Origin of the sequence: Polynucleobacter sp. UK-Kesae-W10 (assembly GCF_018881575.1) — a bacterium.
Classification (GTDB): domain Bacteria; phylum Pseudomonadota; class Gammaproteobacteria; order Burkholderiales; family Burkholderiaceae; genus Polynucleobacter.
In genome coordinates this window covers 1-15,512 of sequence record NZ_JACVQB010000005.1, presented here as the reverse complement: position 1 = coordinate 15,512, position 15,512 = coordinate 1, and the positions used below count along the sequence as shown (strand labels likewise).

General features: G+C 46.8%; 16 protein-coding genes. 7 read left to right on the top strand and 9 right to left on the bottom strand.

Annotated elements, in window-relative coordinates; genetic code table 11:
- Nucleotides 1-2 precede the first annotated feature (2 nt).
- From ICN24_RS08990 to ICN24_RS08965, 6 genes are read right to left on the bottom strand one after another with little or no spacing between them, the layout of a single operon-like run.
- On the bottom strand, nt 3-1,187 hold the full coding sequence (locus ICN24_RS08990) for a 5-(carboxyamino)imidazole ribonucleotide synthase (protein WP_216223167.1): 1,185 nt from the start codon (nt 1,185-1,187) through the stop codon (nt 3-5).
- A gap of 4 nt (nt 1,188-1,191) precedes the next feature.
- On the bottom strand, nt 1,192-1,686 hold the full coding sequence (gene purE / locus ICN24_RS08985) for a 5-(carboxyamino)imidazole ribonucleotide mutase (protein WP_216223165.1): 495 nt from the start codon (nt 1,684-1,686) through the stop codon (nt 1,192-1,194).
- A 40-nt stretch (nt 1,687-1,726) separates the two neighbouring features.
- Nucleotides 1,727-2,623: a phosphoribosylaminoimidazolesuccinocarboxamide synthase gene (locus ICN24_RS08980; protein WP_216223163.1), complete on the bottom strand. Its 897-nt coding sequence runs from the start codon at nt 2,621-2,623 to the stop codon at nt 1,727-1,729.
- A gap of 7 nt (nt 2,624-2,630) precedes the next feature.
- Nucleotides 2,631-3,695, bottom strand: a complete 1,065-nt coding sequence (gene fba / locus ICN24_RS08975) for a class II fructose-bisphosphate aldolase (RefSeq protein ID WP_216223161.1) — start codon at nt 3,693-3,695, stop codon at nt 2,631-2,633.
- Between the two features lie 48 nt (nt 3,696-3,743).
- Complete coding sequence (gene pyk, locus ICN24_RS08970; RefSeq protein ID WP_216223159.1) at nt 3,744-5,180, bottom strand: pyruvate kinase; 1,437 nt, start codon at nt 5,178-5,180, stop codon at nt 3,744-3,746.
- Nucleotides 5,181-5,182: 2 nt separating this feature from the next.
- Nucleotides 5,183-6,394 carry a phosphoglycerate kinase gene (locus ICN24_RS08965; protein ID WP_216223156.1) on the bottom strand — a complete coding sequence of 404 codons (1,212 nt, stop codon included), beginning with the start codon at nt 6,392-6,394 and terminating at the stop codon, nt 5,183-5,185.
- Nucleotides 6,395-6,593: 199 nt separating this feature from the next.
- On the opposite strand from ICN24_RS08965, the gene ICN24_RS08960 reads away from it, so the two are divergent.
- From ICN24_RS08960 to ICN24_RS08940, 5 genes are read left to right on the top strand one after another with little or no spacing between them, the layout of a single operon-like run.
- A complete protein-coding gene (locus tag ICN24_RS08960; RefSeq protein WP_216223154.1) occupies nt 6,594-7,517 on the top strand; it encodes a branched-chain amino acid transaminase in 924 nt (307 codons plus the stop codon).
- Nucleotides 7,518-7,541: 24 nt separating this feature from the next.
- A complete protein-coding gene (locus tag ICN24_RS08955) occupies nt 7,542-7,730 on the top strand; it encodes a zinc-finger domain-containing protein (protein WP_216223152.1) in 189 nt (62 codons plus the stop codon).
- A gap of 46 nt (nt 7,731-7,776) precedes the next feature.
- Nucleotides 7,777-8,808: a lipopolysaccharide heptosyltransferase II gene (gene waaF / locus ICN24_RS08950; protein WP_216223150.1), complete on the top strand. Its 1,032-nt coding sequence runs from the start codon at nt 7,777-7,779 to the stop codon at nt 8,806-8,808.
- A gap of 22 nt (nt 8,809-8,830) precedes the next feature.
- Nucleotides 8,831-9,265 (top strand): nuclear transport factor 2 family protein, encoded by a 435-nt coding sequence (locus ICN24_RS08945; RefSeq protein ID WP_216223148.1) that lies wholly within the window; start codon nt 8,831-8,833, stop codon nt 9,263-9,265.
- A gap of 2 nt (nt 9,266-9,267) precedes the next feature.
- Entirely contained in the window at nt 9,268-9,891 is a 624-nt protein-coding gene (locus tag ICN24_RS08940) for a DUF2946 family protein (protein WP_216223139.1), read from the top strand.
- On the opposite strand, the gene ICN24_RS08935 is transcribed toward ICN24_RS08940, so the two are convergent.
- A complete protein-coding gene (locus ICN24_RS08935) occupies nt 9,888-11,588 on the bottom strand; it encodes a M48 family metalloprotease (RefSeq protein ID WP_216223138.1) in 1,701 nt (566 codons plus the stop codon). The two genes, ICN24_RS08940 and ICN24_RS08935, sit on opposite strands and share 4 nt — an antisense overlap.
- Before the next feature lie 23 nt (nt 11,589-11,611).
- Between ICN24_RS08935 and moaC the strand changes: the two genes are divergently transcribed.
- Nucleotides 11,612-12,091 carry a cyclic pyranopterin monophosphate synthase MoaC gene (moaC, locus tag ICN24_RS08930; protein WP_216223136.1) on the top strand — a complete coding sequence of 160 codons (480 nt, stop codon included), beginning with the start codon at nt 11,612-11,614 and terminating at the stop codon, nt 12,089-12,091.
- A gap of 108 nt (nt 12,092-12,199) precedes the next feature.
- Here the strand turns inward: moaC and ICN24_RS08925 are convergent, their stop codons facing one another.
- Nucleotides 12,200-13,582 carry an autotransporter outer membrane beta-barrel domain-containing protein gene (locus ICN24_RS08925; RefSeq protein WP_216223134.1) on the bottom strand — a complete coding sequence of 461 codons (1,383 nt, stop codon included), beginning with the start codon at nt 13,580-13,582 and terminating at the stop codon, nt 12,200-12,202.
- Nucleotides 13,583-13,819: 237 nt separating this feature from the next.
- Nucleotides 13,820-14,161 carry a hypothetical protein gene (locus ICN24_RS08920; protein WP_216223132.1) on the bottom strand — a complete coding sequence of 114 codons (342 nt, stop codon included), beginning with the start codon at nt 14,159-14,161 and terminating at the stop codon, nt 13,820-13,822.
- 158 nt (nt 14,162-14,319) lie between these two features.
- Here ICN24_RS08920 and ICN24_RS08915 point away from each other — a divergent pair, with 158 nt between their 5' ends.
- Nucleotides 14,320-15,384 carry a DUF563 domain-containing protein gene (locus ICN24_RS08915; RefSeq protein WP_216223130.1) on the top strand — a complete coding sequence of 355 codons (1,065 nt, stop codon included), beginning with the start codon at nt 14,320-14,322 and terminating at the stop codon, nt 15,382-15,384.
- The last annotated feature ends 128 nt before the right edge of the window (nt 15,385-15,512 follow it).

Sequence of the window (15,512 nt, the reverse complement as noted above, 5' to 3'; positions counted from 1 at the left end):
TTCTAGGGCTCGATCCCTAATTCTGTGGCAACGGCAGCGCAATTTTGACGCGCTTCATTTAAAGCTTCGCCTAAACAATTAATGTGACCCATCTTTCTACCAATGCGTGGAGCAGATTTTCCATAAAGATGTAACTTAGCATCAGGATGGGCGAGCACTTTATTCCAGGCAGGCTCTTTGGCTTGGTCTTCACTACCCTCAAACCATAAATCGCCCAATAAATTCAACATGGATACTGGTGCTAATTGGCGAGTATCACCTAAAGGCAGGCGAGCCATTGCCCGGACTTGCTGCTCAAACTGACTGCTGACACAAGCATCCATGGTGTAGTGTCCAGAGTTGTGTGGACGCGGTGCGATCTCATTGGCAACAATATCGCCATTTTTGAGCACAAAGAACTCGACGCAAAGCACACCAACATAATCAATTTTTCGAATGAGCGCCTTAGCAGCCTCAATAATTTTTTTCTCTTGCGCAGGCTTGAGTGATGGAGCAGGAACAGTGGAAGTATGCAAAATACCATCACGATGAATATTTTGTGAGACTGGATAAGCCACTACAGCGTCATCGTAGCCGCGCACTACCAGCGCAGAGACTTCGAAGTCCAGTTCCATGCGCTTCTCTAATACACAAGGCACCTGACCCAACTCTGCCCATGCAGCAGGCAGATCGGCAGCAGCATGCACAGTAATTTGGCCCTTACCGTCATAACCCATACGAGCAGTTTTCAGAATTCCGGGAAATAGCTCTGCAGGAGTGTGAACAATATCTGCTTGATGCTCAATGACAAAATGCGGTGCTGGGCCTATATTGGTTTCAGATTTCCAGGTTGCCAAAAAGTTTTTCTCAGCAATGCGGTTCTGCGCTAGAGAAACACAGCTGCTCCGAGGGGCAACAAAGACCCCAAGAGACTCTAATTCATCTAATGCTTGGGCAGGAACGTTTTCAAACTCCGTGCTGACAGAGGCGCATAAACTTGCCATCTCTTTTAGGGCAACAGAGTCGGTGTAATCGGCTTGAATGCATTTTTCTGCGATGGAGCCGGCAGGGCTATCGGTGCTTGGATCCAAAACACAAACCTTGTAGCCCATGGCTTGGGCTGCTTGCGTGAACATCCGCCCTAGTTGACCACCACCTAAAATACCTAAATATGAACCCGGCAAAATGGGTTCCATACGATCTGCCATGTAATTAATATCCCGGCAAATTCATTGAGCGCGCAGTGTCGGACTGCTTCACGCGAAACTCTTCCAGACGCTTGGCTAAATCGGCATCATGCAAGGCTAAGCCAGCAATCACATGCAAGGCCGCATTGGCAGCACCAGCTTCGCCAATGGCAAAGGTAGCCACTGGAATACCTTTAGGCATTTGGACAATCGAATACAACGAATCTTCACCACGCAAATACTTACTGGCAACTGGAACGCCATATACGGGAACAATCGTTTTAGAAGCCAACATACCTGGCAAATGGGCCGCACCACCAGCACCAGCGATGATGGCCTGTAAGCCATTAGCTTGCGCGTTTTCGGCGTACTGAAACATATCATCGGGCATACGGTGAGCCGAAAGGACTTTAGCTTCATGAGGAATGCCAAATTGCTCGAGCATTTGCGCAGCATGCTGCATCGTGTCCCAATCCGAATTGGAACCCATCACTATCCCGACTATTGGCTTTTTACTCATTTACCTCTCCAAATGCCCTAAATATTCCTGAAGGGCTCTATTATCCCTGAGTTAAGCGAGTCAGCGCTTCACGATACTTTTCAGCGGTTTTTTCAATAACCTCTGCAGGCAATTGCGGTGCAGGAGCTGTCTTGGGCCATAACTTCCCATCAACTTGGGCAGTTTCTAGCCAATCACGCACAAATTGCTTGTCATAGGAAGGTGGATTTGAGCCTACGTAATAGGTTTCCGCAGGCCAGAATCGTGAAGAGTCCGCTGTCAGAATCTCATCCATCAATACCAGCTGGCCAGCATCATCTAAGCCAAATTCAAACTTAGTATCCGCAATGATGATTCCCCGAGTAGCAGCGTATTCAGAAGCCTCTTTGTAGAGACGAATGCTAACCTCGCGAATTTGATTGGCCAATTTCTCGCCAATGAGCTCAATCACCTTTTCAAAGGAAATGTTTTCATCATGCTCACCAACGTCCGCTTTTGCGGCTGGCGTGAAAATAGGTTCAGGCAACTTCTGGGCATTCTCTAAACCAGCCGGCAGTGCAATTCCGCACACCTTACCAGTCTCTTTGTAATCTTTCCATCCACTGCCAGCAAGATAGCCACGCACTACAGCTTCAACCAGAATCGGCTTCAAACGTTTTGCTACAACAGCGCGCCCAACAACCTGATCAACCTCGTTCGGAGCAACTGCGGTAGCTGGATCAATACCGGTCAAATGATTCGGGATTACTTTGGCCAATTTATCAAACCAAAAATTGGCCATCTGATTTAAGACAATCCCTTTTTCAGGAATGGGCTCACCCATCACCACATCAAAGGCTGAGAGTCGATCAGTCGTGATCATTAAAAGCTTGTCATCGCCTAGCGCATAAACATCGCGGACTTTGCCCTTAGAGAGCAATGGCAAAGACTGAATAGAAGTGGCGTACAAAGCTGGCATGGTTAACTCACTTCACGATCTGAGCTAATTGACCGCTCTTGTATAGCTCTGCCATTTTTTCTAATGGAATAGGCTTAATTTTGGAGGCCTGGCCAGCAGAACCAAATGCAATAAAGCGCGCCATACAGACCTTTTTGGCCGCTTCGCGTGCTGGCTTTAAATAATCACGTGGATCAAACTTGCTTGGGTTTTCAATAAAGTAACGACGAATAGCGCCGGTCATCGCCAAACGAATATCCGTATCGATATTGATCTTACGGACACCATTCTTAATACCCTCTTGAATTTCTTCCACAGGTACGCCATAGGTTTCTTTCATATCACCACCAAACTCACGGATCTCGGCGAGCAATTCCTGAGGAACGCTAGAAGAGCCGTGCATGACCAAGTGAGTATTTGGAATACGGGCATGAATTTCTTTAATGCGATCAATTGCCAAAATGTCGCCAGTAGGTTTCTTACTGAACTTGTATGCACCATGGCTAGTACCAATCGCAATCGCCAAAGCATCACACTGGGTTGCCTTCACAAAGTCAGCAGCTTGCTCAACGTCTGTTAGCAATTGCTCGCGCGTCATCTTGCCATCAGCCCCATGTCCGTCTTCTTTGTCTCCCTGCATTGTTTCCAATGAACCGAGAACACCCAACTCTGCCTCAACAGTGACTCCAATAGAGTGAGAGAATTTCACAACCTCTCTTGATACATCAACGTTGTACTCGTAACTCGCAACCGTTTTGCCATCTGCCTCTAAAGAACCATCCATCATGACGCTGGTAAAACCACTCTTAATCGCCGCCATACAAACTGCTGGGCTTTGGCCGTGGTCTTGATGCATCACCACGGGAATATGGGGATAAGCTTCGACAGCGGCAGAAATCAAATGGCGCAAGAATGCTTCACCAGCATATTTACGGGCGCCAGCAGAGGCTTGCATGATGACTGGAGAATCGGCTTCATTCGCTGCTTCCATAATTGCAGTCACTTGCTCCAAGTTATTCACATTGAAGGCAGGTAATCCATAGCCATTTTCTGCAGCATGATCCAAGAGTTGTCGTAAAGATACTAAAGCCATGATGATCTCTTTGTTAGTAGTAAGTTAAGGTTATTAATAAGGGGTGAATTACTTCACATGAATAATTTTGAGAGTATTAGTACCGCCAGGCTCTCCCATCGGCTCGCCTGAAGTTAACACTACGGTGTCGCCTTGTTTAACAGTACCCAATTTTTTCAGGCAAGCCTCAACCTCTTGCAATGCGGTATCTCGATCCTTGGTGTAATCCAAGCCAATCGGTGTTACGTTGCGATAGGTACTCAAAGCCCGCTGAGTAGCAATCTTAGAGGTGAGAGCAAAAATAGGGACATGGATATTGTGGCGACTCATCCAGATTGCGGTTGAACCGGAATCGGTTAAAGCTGCAATAGCATTGGCATTGAGGTGATGAGCAGTAAACAAGGCGCCCAAAGCAATTGTTTGATCAATACGGGCAAAGGTTTGATCGAGGAAATCTGTATCCAACTTCACGGGATCAGACTTCTCAGCTTCGATACAAATTTCTGCCATCGCTTTAATAGTCTGCACGGGATAAGAGCCTGCTGCTGATTCAGCCGAAAGCATTACTGCGTCAGTACCATCGAGCACTGCATTAGCGACGTCACTGACCTCTGCGCGAGTTGGTACGGGCGCATTGATCATGGACTCCATCATCTGAGTAGCAGTAATCGTAAATTTATCGGCTTCGCGCGCCCATTTAATCATGCGCTTTTGCAGCGCAGGCACAGCAGCATTACCCACTTCAATTGCCAAGTCCCCACGTGCCACCATAATGCCGTCGCTCTCCGCAATAATACTTTTCAGAGCCTCTGACTCAATTGCCTCTGCACGCTCTACCTTTGCAATCGTGCGCACTTTACCAACCCCGTGCTTTGCACTTGCAGCATCAGCAAGCTTGCGTGCATAAGCCATGTCTGCACCATCTTTTGGAAAGCTAATTGCCAAGAAATCGACGCCCATCGCAATTGCAGCATCTAAATCGGCAATGTCTTTTTCGGTCAACGCTGGAGCAGTCAAGCCGCCACCAGCGCGATTGATACCTTTGTTATTGGAGAGCGGACCACCCTGCTCGACGATAGTAAAAATTTCACCGCCCTTGACTTTGTCAACGCGCAGCACTACCAAGCCATCATTTAAAAGCAAGCGGTCACCAGACTTCACATCGTTTGGCAACTCTTTGTAATCTAAACCTACACGCTCCTGATTCCCAAGCTCACAAGCCACATCCAAAATAAATTGCTCGCCTTCTTTGAGCAAAATCTTACTGTCGACAAATTTGCCAACACGAATCTTGGGGCCTTGTAGGTCAGCCATGATGCCGACCTCTTTGCCCACCTCTGCAGAAATACTCCGCACCAAATCATGACGTGCTTTGTGATCGGCGACTGTTCCATGAGAAAAGTTCATACGCACTACATCAACGCCTGCACGAATCATGTCACGCAGCACTTCTGGCTTTTCAGATGCCGGCCCTAAGGTTGCAATGATTTTGGTTGCTCTAAGCATATTTAGTCTTTCGCCCTTTCGGCAAGCACTGCAAAGGCTGGCAAGGTCTTCCCTTCGAGGAATTCTAAGAAGGCGCCGCCGCCAGTTGAGATGTAATCCACCTGATTTTCAATTCCATACTTTGCAATCGCTGCCAAGGTATCGCCGCCACCCGCAATCGAAAATGCTGGCGAATGTGCAATTGCAGCTGCCAGCATTTTGGTACCGCCGCCAAATTGGTCGATCTCAAAAACGCCGAGGGGGCCATTCCACACAATCGTGCCTGCATGAGCGAGCATGATCGATAAACGTGCTGCAGTCTTTGGACCGATATCCAAGATCATGTCATCTTCTGCAACTTGATCTGCAGGCACACGGTTCGCGCGAGCTAAAGGAGAGAGTTCATTGGCAACCACAACGTCTTCTGGGATGGGCACATGTGCGCCACGCTTTTCCATCAACTCCATAATCTCCCTAGCCTCATCGACTAAATCAGGCTCAGCAAGTGACTTACCAATTGGCAAACCTTTTGCCAACATGAACGTATTTGCGATACCACCACCCACGATTAACTCATCTACTTTTTCAGAAAGTGCTTTCAAGATGGTGAGTTTGGAAGAAACTTTGGAGCCCGCAACAATGGCCACCAGCGGGCGCTTTGGACTTGCTAGCGCACGACTTAAGGCATCTAACTCGGCAGCCATTAATGGACCAGCACAAGCGATAGGAGCAAATTTAGCTACACCATTGGTTGTGGCTTCAGCGCGATGCGCTGTACCAAAAGCATCATTGACATAAACATCACAAAGAGCCGCAATCTTTTTGGCGAGCTCATCATTATTTTTTTTCTCACCGACATTTAAGCGGCAGTTTTCTAGCAACACCACTTCGCCGGGATTCACTTCAAAACCACCATCTACCCAATCGCTAATCAAAGGAACTTTGCGGTTGAGCAAGGTAGCAATGCGATCAGCAACTGGTGCCAGACTATCTTCCGGCTTAAATTCACCTTCGGTAGGACGACCCAAATGGGAGGTCACCATCACGGCCGCGCCAGCATCCAAACACATCTGGACTGCAGGCATCGATGCACGAATACGGGTGTCTTCAGTGATATTCCCGGCTTCATCCTGAGGAACATTGAGGTCAGCACGGATAAAAACCCGCTTTCCCTTTAATTGGCCCGATTGGGCTAATTCGCTTAAACGCTTAACTTTAAATAAGGATTCCGGCATGAGATAGGCTAAATTTGGTGGTTTATGGGGAATGCTCCATTCTAAATCGTCCAGCCCCCTAACCCCAAGGGATGAGCGTATCTGACTTGAGCGCCTGCTCTACAATAGAGGCTTGGACGTATCTTGAGTCAAACGGCCTCAAAACCCACTGACCTGGCGCCCCGATTAATCCGATTTATAGACACAAAAGGTAGAAAAAATGTCGATGTCCGACCGCGATGGCTTTATTTGGTCCGATGGGAAGCTCATCCCTTGGCGTGAGGCCAATATTCACGTGCTAACCCATAGTCTCCACTACGGAATGGGTGTTTTTGAGGGCATCCGAGCCTACAAAACCCCCCAAGGCACGGCTATTTTCCGCCTTCCTGAGCACGTAAAACGCCTCTTTAATGGCACTAAGATCTTCCAAATGAACATGCCTTACAGCCAGGAAGAGATTACCAAGGGCATTATTGACGTGGTTAATAGCAATAAGCTCGAGTCTTGCTATATCCGCCCCATCATTTTTATTGGCTCCCAAAAGCTGGGCATCTCCCCTAAGGGCAACAGTATTCACACTGCAATCGCCGCTTGGGAATGGGGTGCTTATTTGGGTGAAGATGGCCTCAATAAAGGCATTCGTGTCAAAACCTCTTCCTTTACCCGCCACTTTGTCAATTCCTCATTGGTTCGCGCTAAAGCGTCGGGCTATTACATCAACTCCATCTTGGCAAACCAAGAAGTGACTGCCAATGGATATGACGAGGCTTTATTGTTAGATACCGAAGGTTATGTTTCTGAAGGTTCTGGCGAGAATCTCTTTATGGTCCGCAACGGAGTGGTATACACACCAGACCTTGCTTCTTGCTTAGATGGCATCACTCGCGATTCAGTCATTCAAATTGCAAAAGACCTAGGTTACGAAGTCAAAGAAAAACGCTTAACTCGTGATGAAGTGTATTCAGCGGATGAAGCCTTCTTTACCGGTACTGCTGCTGAAGTCACACCCATTCGTGAGCTCGATGATCGCACCATCGGTGATGGCAAGCGTGGTCCAATTACCGAAAAAATTCAAAAGACCTATTTTGATGCGGTCTACGGTAGAAGTGAACAGTACAAAGCATGGCTCACTTACGTTAAATAATATTTAGCTATCAGGAAGCAAAACATGACTCAAGCTCAAACAGTAATGGTGGATGGTAAAGATCTGCCATTGCATTGCCCTACCAACAATACCCCTGCATGGAATTCTCATCCACGGGTATTTTTAGATATCACCAAAACCGGGGAAGCAAAGTGTCCATACTGCGGCACTGAGTACAAACTCATTCCTGGCACAGAGCCTCACGGACATTAAGCCTTATCAGCGCCTCTCTACGGGGCGCTGAGTCGGGATACATTACATGCAAAGTATTCTGATCATTGCCCCCAATTGGATTGGGGATGCCGTCATGACGCAGCCTTTACTGGCTAGCCTTAAAGCGCAGTACCCACACAGCAAGATTGATGTTCTCGCCAGCACTTGGGTTGCTCCAATTTATCGAGCTTGCCCCGAAGTGAATGAAGTCATTGAAGCCAAGCTAGAGCATCGCCAGCTGCAGTGGGGTCTACGCAAGCAAATAGCGAAAGACTTAGAAGCCAAACAATATCAAGCTTGTTTTGTATTGCCGAACAGTTTGAAATCAGCCCTCATTCCGTGGCTAGCAAATATTCCTTTTCGCATTGGCTATCGCGGCGAATGCCGTTATGGTCTCATTAATGTATCTTTAAAAAATCCTAGCAAAGTGAATCGCCCACCCATGGTCGAGCACTATCTCGCTTTGGGTCAATTATTAAATGAGGATGGTGCATCTGCATCAACGGCATTAGCGCCTGTACTCAATGTGCTGCCCTCAGCAAAACAATCTGCTGAGCAAAAATTAGCCCATGAAAACATCAGCGGCTCCCCAATATATATTTTCTGTCCTGGCGCAGAATATGGGCCAAGCAAGCGCTGGCCAGCCACTCACTTTGCCGATTTAGCGCAAAGACTGATTGCAGAAAATAACAATCATCAAATCATTCTCTTGGGCGGCAAAGGAGATCATTCGATTGCCCAAGAAATTGCCTCACAAGCCGGTTGCCCAAATAATCTTCACAATTGGTGCGGCGATACCTCTCTAGATGAAGCCATTGCTTTAATTGGTATGGCAACTGCAGTGGTTAGCAATGATTCTGGCTTGATGCATATTGCAGCAGCACTCAAAACCCCTCAAGTAGCCATCTTTGGCTCCAGCGACCCAGCGCATACCCCGCCTTTATCAGAAAAGGCCAAAGTGATTTGGCTCAATCTTCCTTGTAGCCCATGCCATCAAAAAGAATGTCCACTTGGTCATTTGAAGTGCCTAAAAGACATCCTTCCGCAAGAAGTATTGGCTACACTTCATACATTGTGATTAATTTCAGGAAAAGTGAGCCATGACTAAGCTAGCCAGACTCTTTCATAACGCTGATGAAGTGGTTGAGGCCTGGCGTGATGCATTGCGCCATCGTGATGTCCAGGGTGCCTTAGATATTTGGCTAGATGATGACTCAATTACCTGCGTACTTCCAGAGGGACATCGTTTAACTGGTCACGCAGAGATTCGTGAAGGCCTTGAAAGACTGCTGGCTAAGCAGCCCTTATTTCTGGAGCCGATTGCTTGTATTAGCCACTCTGTATTGGGTGCAGCGGTCTACGACACAACCGAAGCGGTGCACTTAAGACCAGATCAAATCGAATCTGAATTTTTTCTCAATATCACCTTAGTGCTTTTACAAGACAGTCAAGGTTGGAGAATTGCACACTTACATGCAAGCCACTCCACTGAAGACACTTTTGATGCCCCTTCTACCCCACACGGATTGCATTAACAATGGATGAGCAAGTACTAAGGTCACTGGTTAAGTGGCCTAATGTACCTGACTGCTTTGGTTGGCTAGCCCTAGATCGTCGTGGTCAATGGCGCATGCGTGATGAATTTACCCAACAAAACCATTTACCGGGCCAAGTCATCACCCATCAGGCTCTCAAAGAATTTATCTCCAGAAACTATGCCTGCGATACCCTAGGTCGATATTTTTTTCAAAATGGGCCGCAACGCGTTTATGTCACGCTTGATGCCACGCCCTGGATTGCGCGTCTCATTCCAGACGGAGAAGTTATCCAGATTCTAAATCAATGTCATGACGCTATCGAACCCACTGCTGCCCTGAGCGACGAGAAGGGCAATATTTATATTGTGGGGTCTGCGCCTCAAACAAGCCATAGGCTATCTGACAATCATGCGTTCACAAGGAGGGATCATCAGAGTGTTGCTCTATTGCATGATCATGACTTGGACCAGTTTGCTGAATTAGCCCAACTTCGTGAAGAGGCTTGTAGCTTTGGTGGCTCATGGAATTGGCAAGGAAAGCAACTACCCTTAGATCCTATTCACACCGATGAACTCAGCAAACGATTTACTTACATTCAAAATCCGCAAGCAAACCCGCTTTAACTTGGCAGCTGCTTTTTCTCTTTCAGCTCATCGTTGTACTGTCGCTGCATCTCTCTTAAGCGCGCATCAATCGTCGAACCTTGATAAAAATCAGAGCCGGCTGCCGATCTAGCAATCCTCATCTGCTCTAAGGCTGATGGCCAGGCGCCTTCAAGCGCATACTTTTCCCCAAGCGCATAGTGCCGCATCGGGATGTTGTTTGCTTGATCGTAGGCTTTGGAGAGCAAGCTCCACCAAATAATCTCATTAGGCTGGGCTTTAGTGCGGGCTTTTAACCAAGTAATAGCGTCATTGGTTTTACCTAATTTCAGATCCGCATTAATCATCGCTACTGCCGCAGCATATGACTGGGGATTAGATCGCAGGGCGGCTTGGGCAATCTGCAAAGCCTCATCATTTTTTCCTTTGGCCAAGGCTAGCTCAGAAGACATGATGTCTAGAGCAAGACTTGGGCGCGCGGTGGATGGATTGCTGGCATTGTATTTCTGGGATAAATTGCGGGCCTGCTGTAAGTTAGTTTCAGCTACATCAATCTTGCCCTGTCGCTGCGCAATGAGCGCTAAACCATAAAACCCTTCCATTTGCTTTCCGGGCTGGGCTTGCTTGCTCAAACTATCAAACGTATTTTTTAAATCGTAAAGACCACTTGAGCTACCCGCCTGCTCCATACGTGCGCGAGCCTTAATAAAGTAAAACTCGGAGGTAGCTGGGACAGCATACTGAGGAGTACTCCGCACCCGATCTTGCATATCAGCAATACGATCAGTGGTCAGTGGGTGAGTACGAACATAGGTTGGTACACCCTTGTCCATAATCCCCGTGATTTTCTGTAAACGCTGGAAAAAATCTGGGGCGCCATTAACGTCATAGCCACTAGAGTTCAGAATTTGGAAGCCAACCCGATCTGCCTCGCGCTCCGCATCCCTTGAATAGGATAGTTGATTATTAATGGCTGCCGCTTGCCCGCCTTGCATTAAACCGGCAGCGGCTTGTGGATTACGGGACATTGCCAAAGCACCAAGCACCATGCCCGCAAGAGCGATCATGGTATTGGTGGCCTGCTTATCCATCTGCCGCGCTAAATGGCGTTGCAAAACGTGACCTGTTTCATGGCCCATGACCGAGGCCACTTCAGAATCGGTTTCTGCATCTACGATAAGCCCCGTATGAAAGCCAATAAAACCCCCTGGCAATGCAAATGCATTAATGCTTGAGTCTTTCACAGCAAAGATCTCAAAGTTATAGGCTCCACTGCCTTGCTCATTTGCACCACCAAGTTGTAATTTTTTGGCAGTTTGAATGAGGCGCCGCTCCATTTGATTCAGGTAGTCGTATAAAGGCAAGTCATTGGAGTAGTCTGGATCGGGCCGAATTTCACGCATGATCAGCTCGCCGTATTTGCGCTCATCAATCCGGCTTAAAGAATCCCCACCGGGATCCCCCATATCTGGCAAGACAATATTAGGCTGACTGGGCAGATTATTGCGAGTTGGCAAATTGGCAGAGCGAGCATCTGGAGACTGCATTGCGCGACCGATATTTTGAAGGGCTGCCGAGTTCCCCTGTACAGAAACATCGCCGGCAGGAGGCGCTCCAAAAGCAGGAGTAATACTGGAGACAGCCAGAACCAGCGAGAGCTGGGTAACCAGCAGACGCTTTCTAAAAGGGGTTTTGCTATCGTGCTTTATGTCTTGCATCCCTATATGGTAAAACTTATCCCATGAACAAACTAACTCATTTTGATGCCAGCGGCCAAGCCCATATGGTAAACGTTGGCGATAAGCCCTCTACCCACAGAGTAGCCATTGCCACAGGCAAAATTACGATGCTTCCAGAGACATTTAATATGGTTGAGGCTGGAAACCATAAAAAGGGTGATGTTTTAGGAATCGCCCGCATTGCCGGTATTCAGGCGGCTAAAAAGACATCCGACCTTATTCCCCTCTGCCACCCTCTCGCACTGACTCATGTCAGCCTGGAGTTTGTCCTGGATCAGAAAAGTAGCAGCATTCGCTGTCAAGTCAAAGCAGAGACCGCAGGACCAACTGGCGTTGAAATGGAAGCCCTCACCGCAGTCCAAGTTGCCCTACTCACAATTTATGACATGTGCAAAGCAGTAGACCGTGGCATGGTGATGGGTGACGTAAAGCTACTTGAGAAGAGTGGGGGTAAGTCAGGAGAATGGAGAGCAGAGAAGTAATCGCTAACCTCAGTAATATTCAAAACGTTTCTCAGTTTTTTTGTCCAAGATCTGACCATTAAAAAACCCGCCGTAGCGGGTTTTTTAATCTGAGTAAATCAAACTTCTTTAGAAACCGGCTGTATAGGTTGCCAATACAGTCGTAGTCGAAATCGATTGATACGCTTCTTGACGATAGATCCCGGTAATGCCAATGCTTTGGTTCTTCTCAATCTGGTAAGCAGCACCCAATGAGGCTGTTGGCCTATTTTTAATTGGGTTCTGATTAAAGTTCACCGGAGCTAAACCAGAGATCTTAGAGCTGTTGCCTGAATAAGTACCGAGGCCTGTATTGGTATCACTCTCGTAACCAGCGCTAGCAAATACGGTTGTTTGTGCAATGCCCTTATACGATGCGCCTACACCAAGTAAGGCAGTAGTGGAATTGGTATACAAAGCGCCATAAGACAGAGGAGCTGTCACAGCAGATGTGCCTTGCTCACTGTAAGCGCCCATATTGTTCTTGGTGTAACGAATGCCAGCATAGGGAGCAACATTGACATCTTGCATGACGTTAAAGCCGTACTTCGCAGCAACTTGCGCGCCTTGACTATTGAGCTGTGAGCTACCAACACCAGCTTCAGAAGCGGTTGTACCAGCACCAACCACACCGCGCGTCATGGTGGTGTTCTTTTGACCATAGGCAGCAGAAACTTTTACTTCAGTGCCTGTGCCGTCTAAGTTCTCACTCCAAACACCAAACAAGCCCATCAAAGGCGTATTGTTGCCCAAGGCAACACCCATATTGGCTTGGTTCACCCATAAGTTCTGGTCAGCATATGCGCCTACACGATATTTTGGCGCTGGGCGATAGCCCAAAATGACCAAACCGCTAGTGTTATTGAGACCGCCGGCAGAACCTACAGCAGTATTACGACCACCAGCAGAGACGCAGACATTGTTCTCACCATACTCAGTACAGTCATAAGTAAAGCTGTTGGTCAGAACCGCATTTTGCAAAGAGTAAATTCGTTGCAAAGAGTTAGCCATGTTTTGAATGGAGGCTTGGGTGTTATAGGTTGAGGGGCCGGTTGGGGCTGGTGCGGAACCGTATGTAAGCAATAAATTTGAAATATTAAAATTCAAGGGGTTAGTTGCAACGAACCACAGGCTATTTGCCGCGCCAGTGGCGCTAAAATTTCCGGTGTACGTTCCAGAGCTAGTGGTTAATGTTTGCACTAAGTTTCCTACACCTGTTGCACCATTGCGCAATTGAAATGTGATGCTCGGTGCCCCACCTGCGCCACTATATAAACCGGTTAACGAAAAATTAATAGTTTGTGCACCGCTTAATGTGACCGAACTAATTGATTGATTACCACCAGTACCACTTAATATGCCTGGCGTACCAGAGTAAACGGTTGTTACCTGGGCAAATGTAGATGCCGAAAAAACACTCCCAACAACTAGAGCAAAAAAGAATGCAATTTTCTTAATATTTAATAATTTCATAATTCTTAACTGGTTATTTTTATTGATTTAGCGGATTTAGCTAATTTTTAACAGCCAACATTATGCCAAATCACCAACATGGTTCGGCTGTTTTCTCCAGAAAATTACCCTAAATACAACGTTTTAGGAAAATCCCTGCGAGATGAGCGGGGCCCTAGGTTTCTAGGTTGATATCTAGCAGACAAGAGCTTTATACCCCCAGTACTCCCTGCTTCAAGCATTTGGGTTTCGAGTACGCTAATCTTTCACCACAAAAGAATATAAAACGCACAAGATCGCTGCTGCGGCACCCGTAAAGATGGCTTCCCCAGAAATGGCTGCCGGATGCACAACATAATCAGATGCAGCAGTAGCTAAGCCAGTGAGCGCACCAGTGGTGTAACGATTATGTAACCATTTTCTGGGCTCGATAAAAGATAGGCAAACCAGAACTGTGCCCGTAATGCTGCCCGTTCTGAGCGCGGTTTCCCAGTGGGTCCAACTGATTGCCTGCAGGTTTCCCTGCACCATCACCAGCAAACAAGCAGGCGTAGCTTCCGATAGACGACGACAAAAGATGATGACTTTCTCTTTGATCACTTTTCAATCCTTGAATATTGATCGCTAGTTCAATTTATATTAATGCTTACAATAATTGATATCTAAATTTAGTTATTAATTGCGTTCATTTAATTACATACCCGGGTGAAACATTCATTGCTTTATACCCTACAACACCGTCAGCCAGTGGAAATTTAATGTATATCAGCCAACTCCCAAGTATTCCACTAGATGAACTATTTAAGAACTATTCCACCAAGCTAGATTTGAGTTACTCATCCACCTTTAAGGGGGACATCACTTTTGGGCATCTGGGATCAAATGGGTTGGATAAATTTACCAACTACACCGGGCCAAAATACAAGCTGCCGAACTTTGTCTTCAAAATACCGGAAGGTATTTTTATCGGGGGTGCTTACAACATCTTCTCCCTCAAAGATTCAGTGAAGTTTCATCACTTTTGCATTGATCATGCACACAATACGAATCATGATTGGCTTGGCTATTTTGAGCAACACCACAATCAAATGATTCCAAGCGATCTACTAAGATTCAAAGGCAGAACCTTATTACTCAAAGGGACATGGTCTGAAGCTTTTTACCATTTCATCACTGAAACCTTAGCCAAAATATTCGTTGCACAGAAAGAATTTGATTTAAATAGCTTTGATCAAATCATCGTCTCTAGCCCCCACATGAGCTATGTCAAACAATGGTTGCAGTTGCTTGGTATAAATAGCACCAAAATTATTGACGTACCAGCCCATCAAGCCGTGATTAGTGATGAGCTGTATGTGCCTACCTATCTTCAAATGTGTGGCTTTACCAGTCTGGAGCTAATTGAATGGCTCAATACACGAGTACCCGAGAGCGCCATAATCAACCCTGCACTGGAGGGTGCCCAAAAAATCTACATTTCGAGATCCGGCTCCAGAAGACTGCTTAATGAAGCAGAGCTAAAAAAGCCATTAATAGAAGCCGGCTATAAGATTGTTCAATTAGAAAAATTACCCATTCTGGATCAAATCCTATTGCTCAAGAACGCTCGCTCGGTAATAGCACCACATGGAGCCGGACTTTCCAACCTGGTTTTTTCTCATGGAAAGATTTTGGAGCTCGTTGGCAAGGGGTACAACAATACTTGTTTTGCTGACATTAGCTTGCACACCAAATCAGATTACCAATACCTGGTATGTGACGAATCACAGTCCAATATCATCGCCCCTGAACCAATTTTTAAGGACTATTTACTCAACGAGTAAATGCGCAGGCGCTAATCCAGCCTGATAACGCTCATACATCTGTTGATAGGCGCTCTCTAGATGTTTAGTAAACAGGGGTGTATCAAACAAGGGTGTACTGAGGCGATTGGCTGCTAGCTTTGCTTTAA

What these genes read in the sequence shown, in the direction of transcription:
- ICN24_RS08990 (WP_216223167.1), bottom strand. Translation starts at nt 1,187, where the DNA reads ATGGCAGATCGTATGGAACCCATTTTGCCGGGTTCATATTTAGGTATT.
- purE (WP_216223165.1), bottom strand. Translation starts at nt 1,686, where the DNA reads ATGAGTAAAAAGCCAATAGTCGGGATAGTGATGGGTTCCAATTCGGAT.
- ICN24_RS08980 (WP_216223163.1), bottom strand. Translation starts at nt 2,623, where the DNA reads ATGCCAGCTTTGTACGCCACTTCTATTCAGTCTTTGCCATTGCTCTCT.
- fba (WP_216223161.1), bottom strand. Translation starts at nt 3,695, where the DNA reads ATGGCTTTAGTATCTTTACGACAACTCTTGGATCATGCTGCAGAAAAT.
- pyk (WP_216223159.1), bottom strand. Translation starts at nt 5,180, where the DNA reads ATGCTTAGAGCAACCAAAATCATTGCAACCTTAGGGCCGGCATCTGAA.
- ICN24_RS08965 (WP_216223156.1), bottom strand. Translation starts at nt 6,394, where the DNA reads ATGCCGGAATCCTTATTTAAAGTTAAGCGTTTAAGCGAATTAGCCCAA.
- ICN24_RS08960 (WP_216223154.1), top strand. Translation starts at nt 6,594, where the DNA reads ATGTCGATGTCCGACCGCGATGGCTTTATTTGGTCCGATGGGAAGCTC.
- ICN24_RS08955 (WP_216223152.1), top strand. Translation starts at nt 7,542, where the DNA reads ATGACTCAAGCTCAAACAGTAATGGTGGATGGTAAAGATCTGCCATTG.
- waaF (WP_216223150.1), top strand. Translation starts at nt 7,777, where the DNA reads ATGCAAAGTATTCTGATCATTGCCCCCAATTGGATTGGGGATGCCGTC.
- ICN24_RS08945 (WP_216223148.1), top strand. Translation starts at nt 8,831, where the DNA reads ATGACTAAGCTAGCCAGACTCTTTCATAACGCTGATGAAGTGGTTGAG.
- ICN24_RS08940 (WP_216223139.1), top strand. Translation starts at nt 9,268, where the DNA reads ATGGATGAGCAAGTACTAAGGTCACTGGTTAAGTGGCCTAATGTACCT.
- ICN24_RS08935 (WP_216223138.1), bottom strand. Translation starts at nt 11,588, where the DNA reads ATGCAAGACATAAAGCACGATAGCAAAACCCCTTTTAGAAAGCGTCTG.
- moaC (WP_216223136.1), top strand. Translation starts at nt 11,612, where the DNA reads ATGAACAAACTAACTCATTTTGATGCCAGCGGCCAAGCCCATATGGTA.
- ICN24_RS08925 (WP_216223134.1), bottom strand. Translation starts at nt 13,582, where the DNA reads ATGAAATTATTAAATATTAAGAAAATTGCATTCTTTTTTGCTCTAGTT.
- ICN24_RS08915 (WP_216223130.1), top strand. Translation starts at nt 14,320, where the DNA reads ATGTATATCAGCCAACTCCCAAGTATTCCACTAGATGAACTATTTAAG.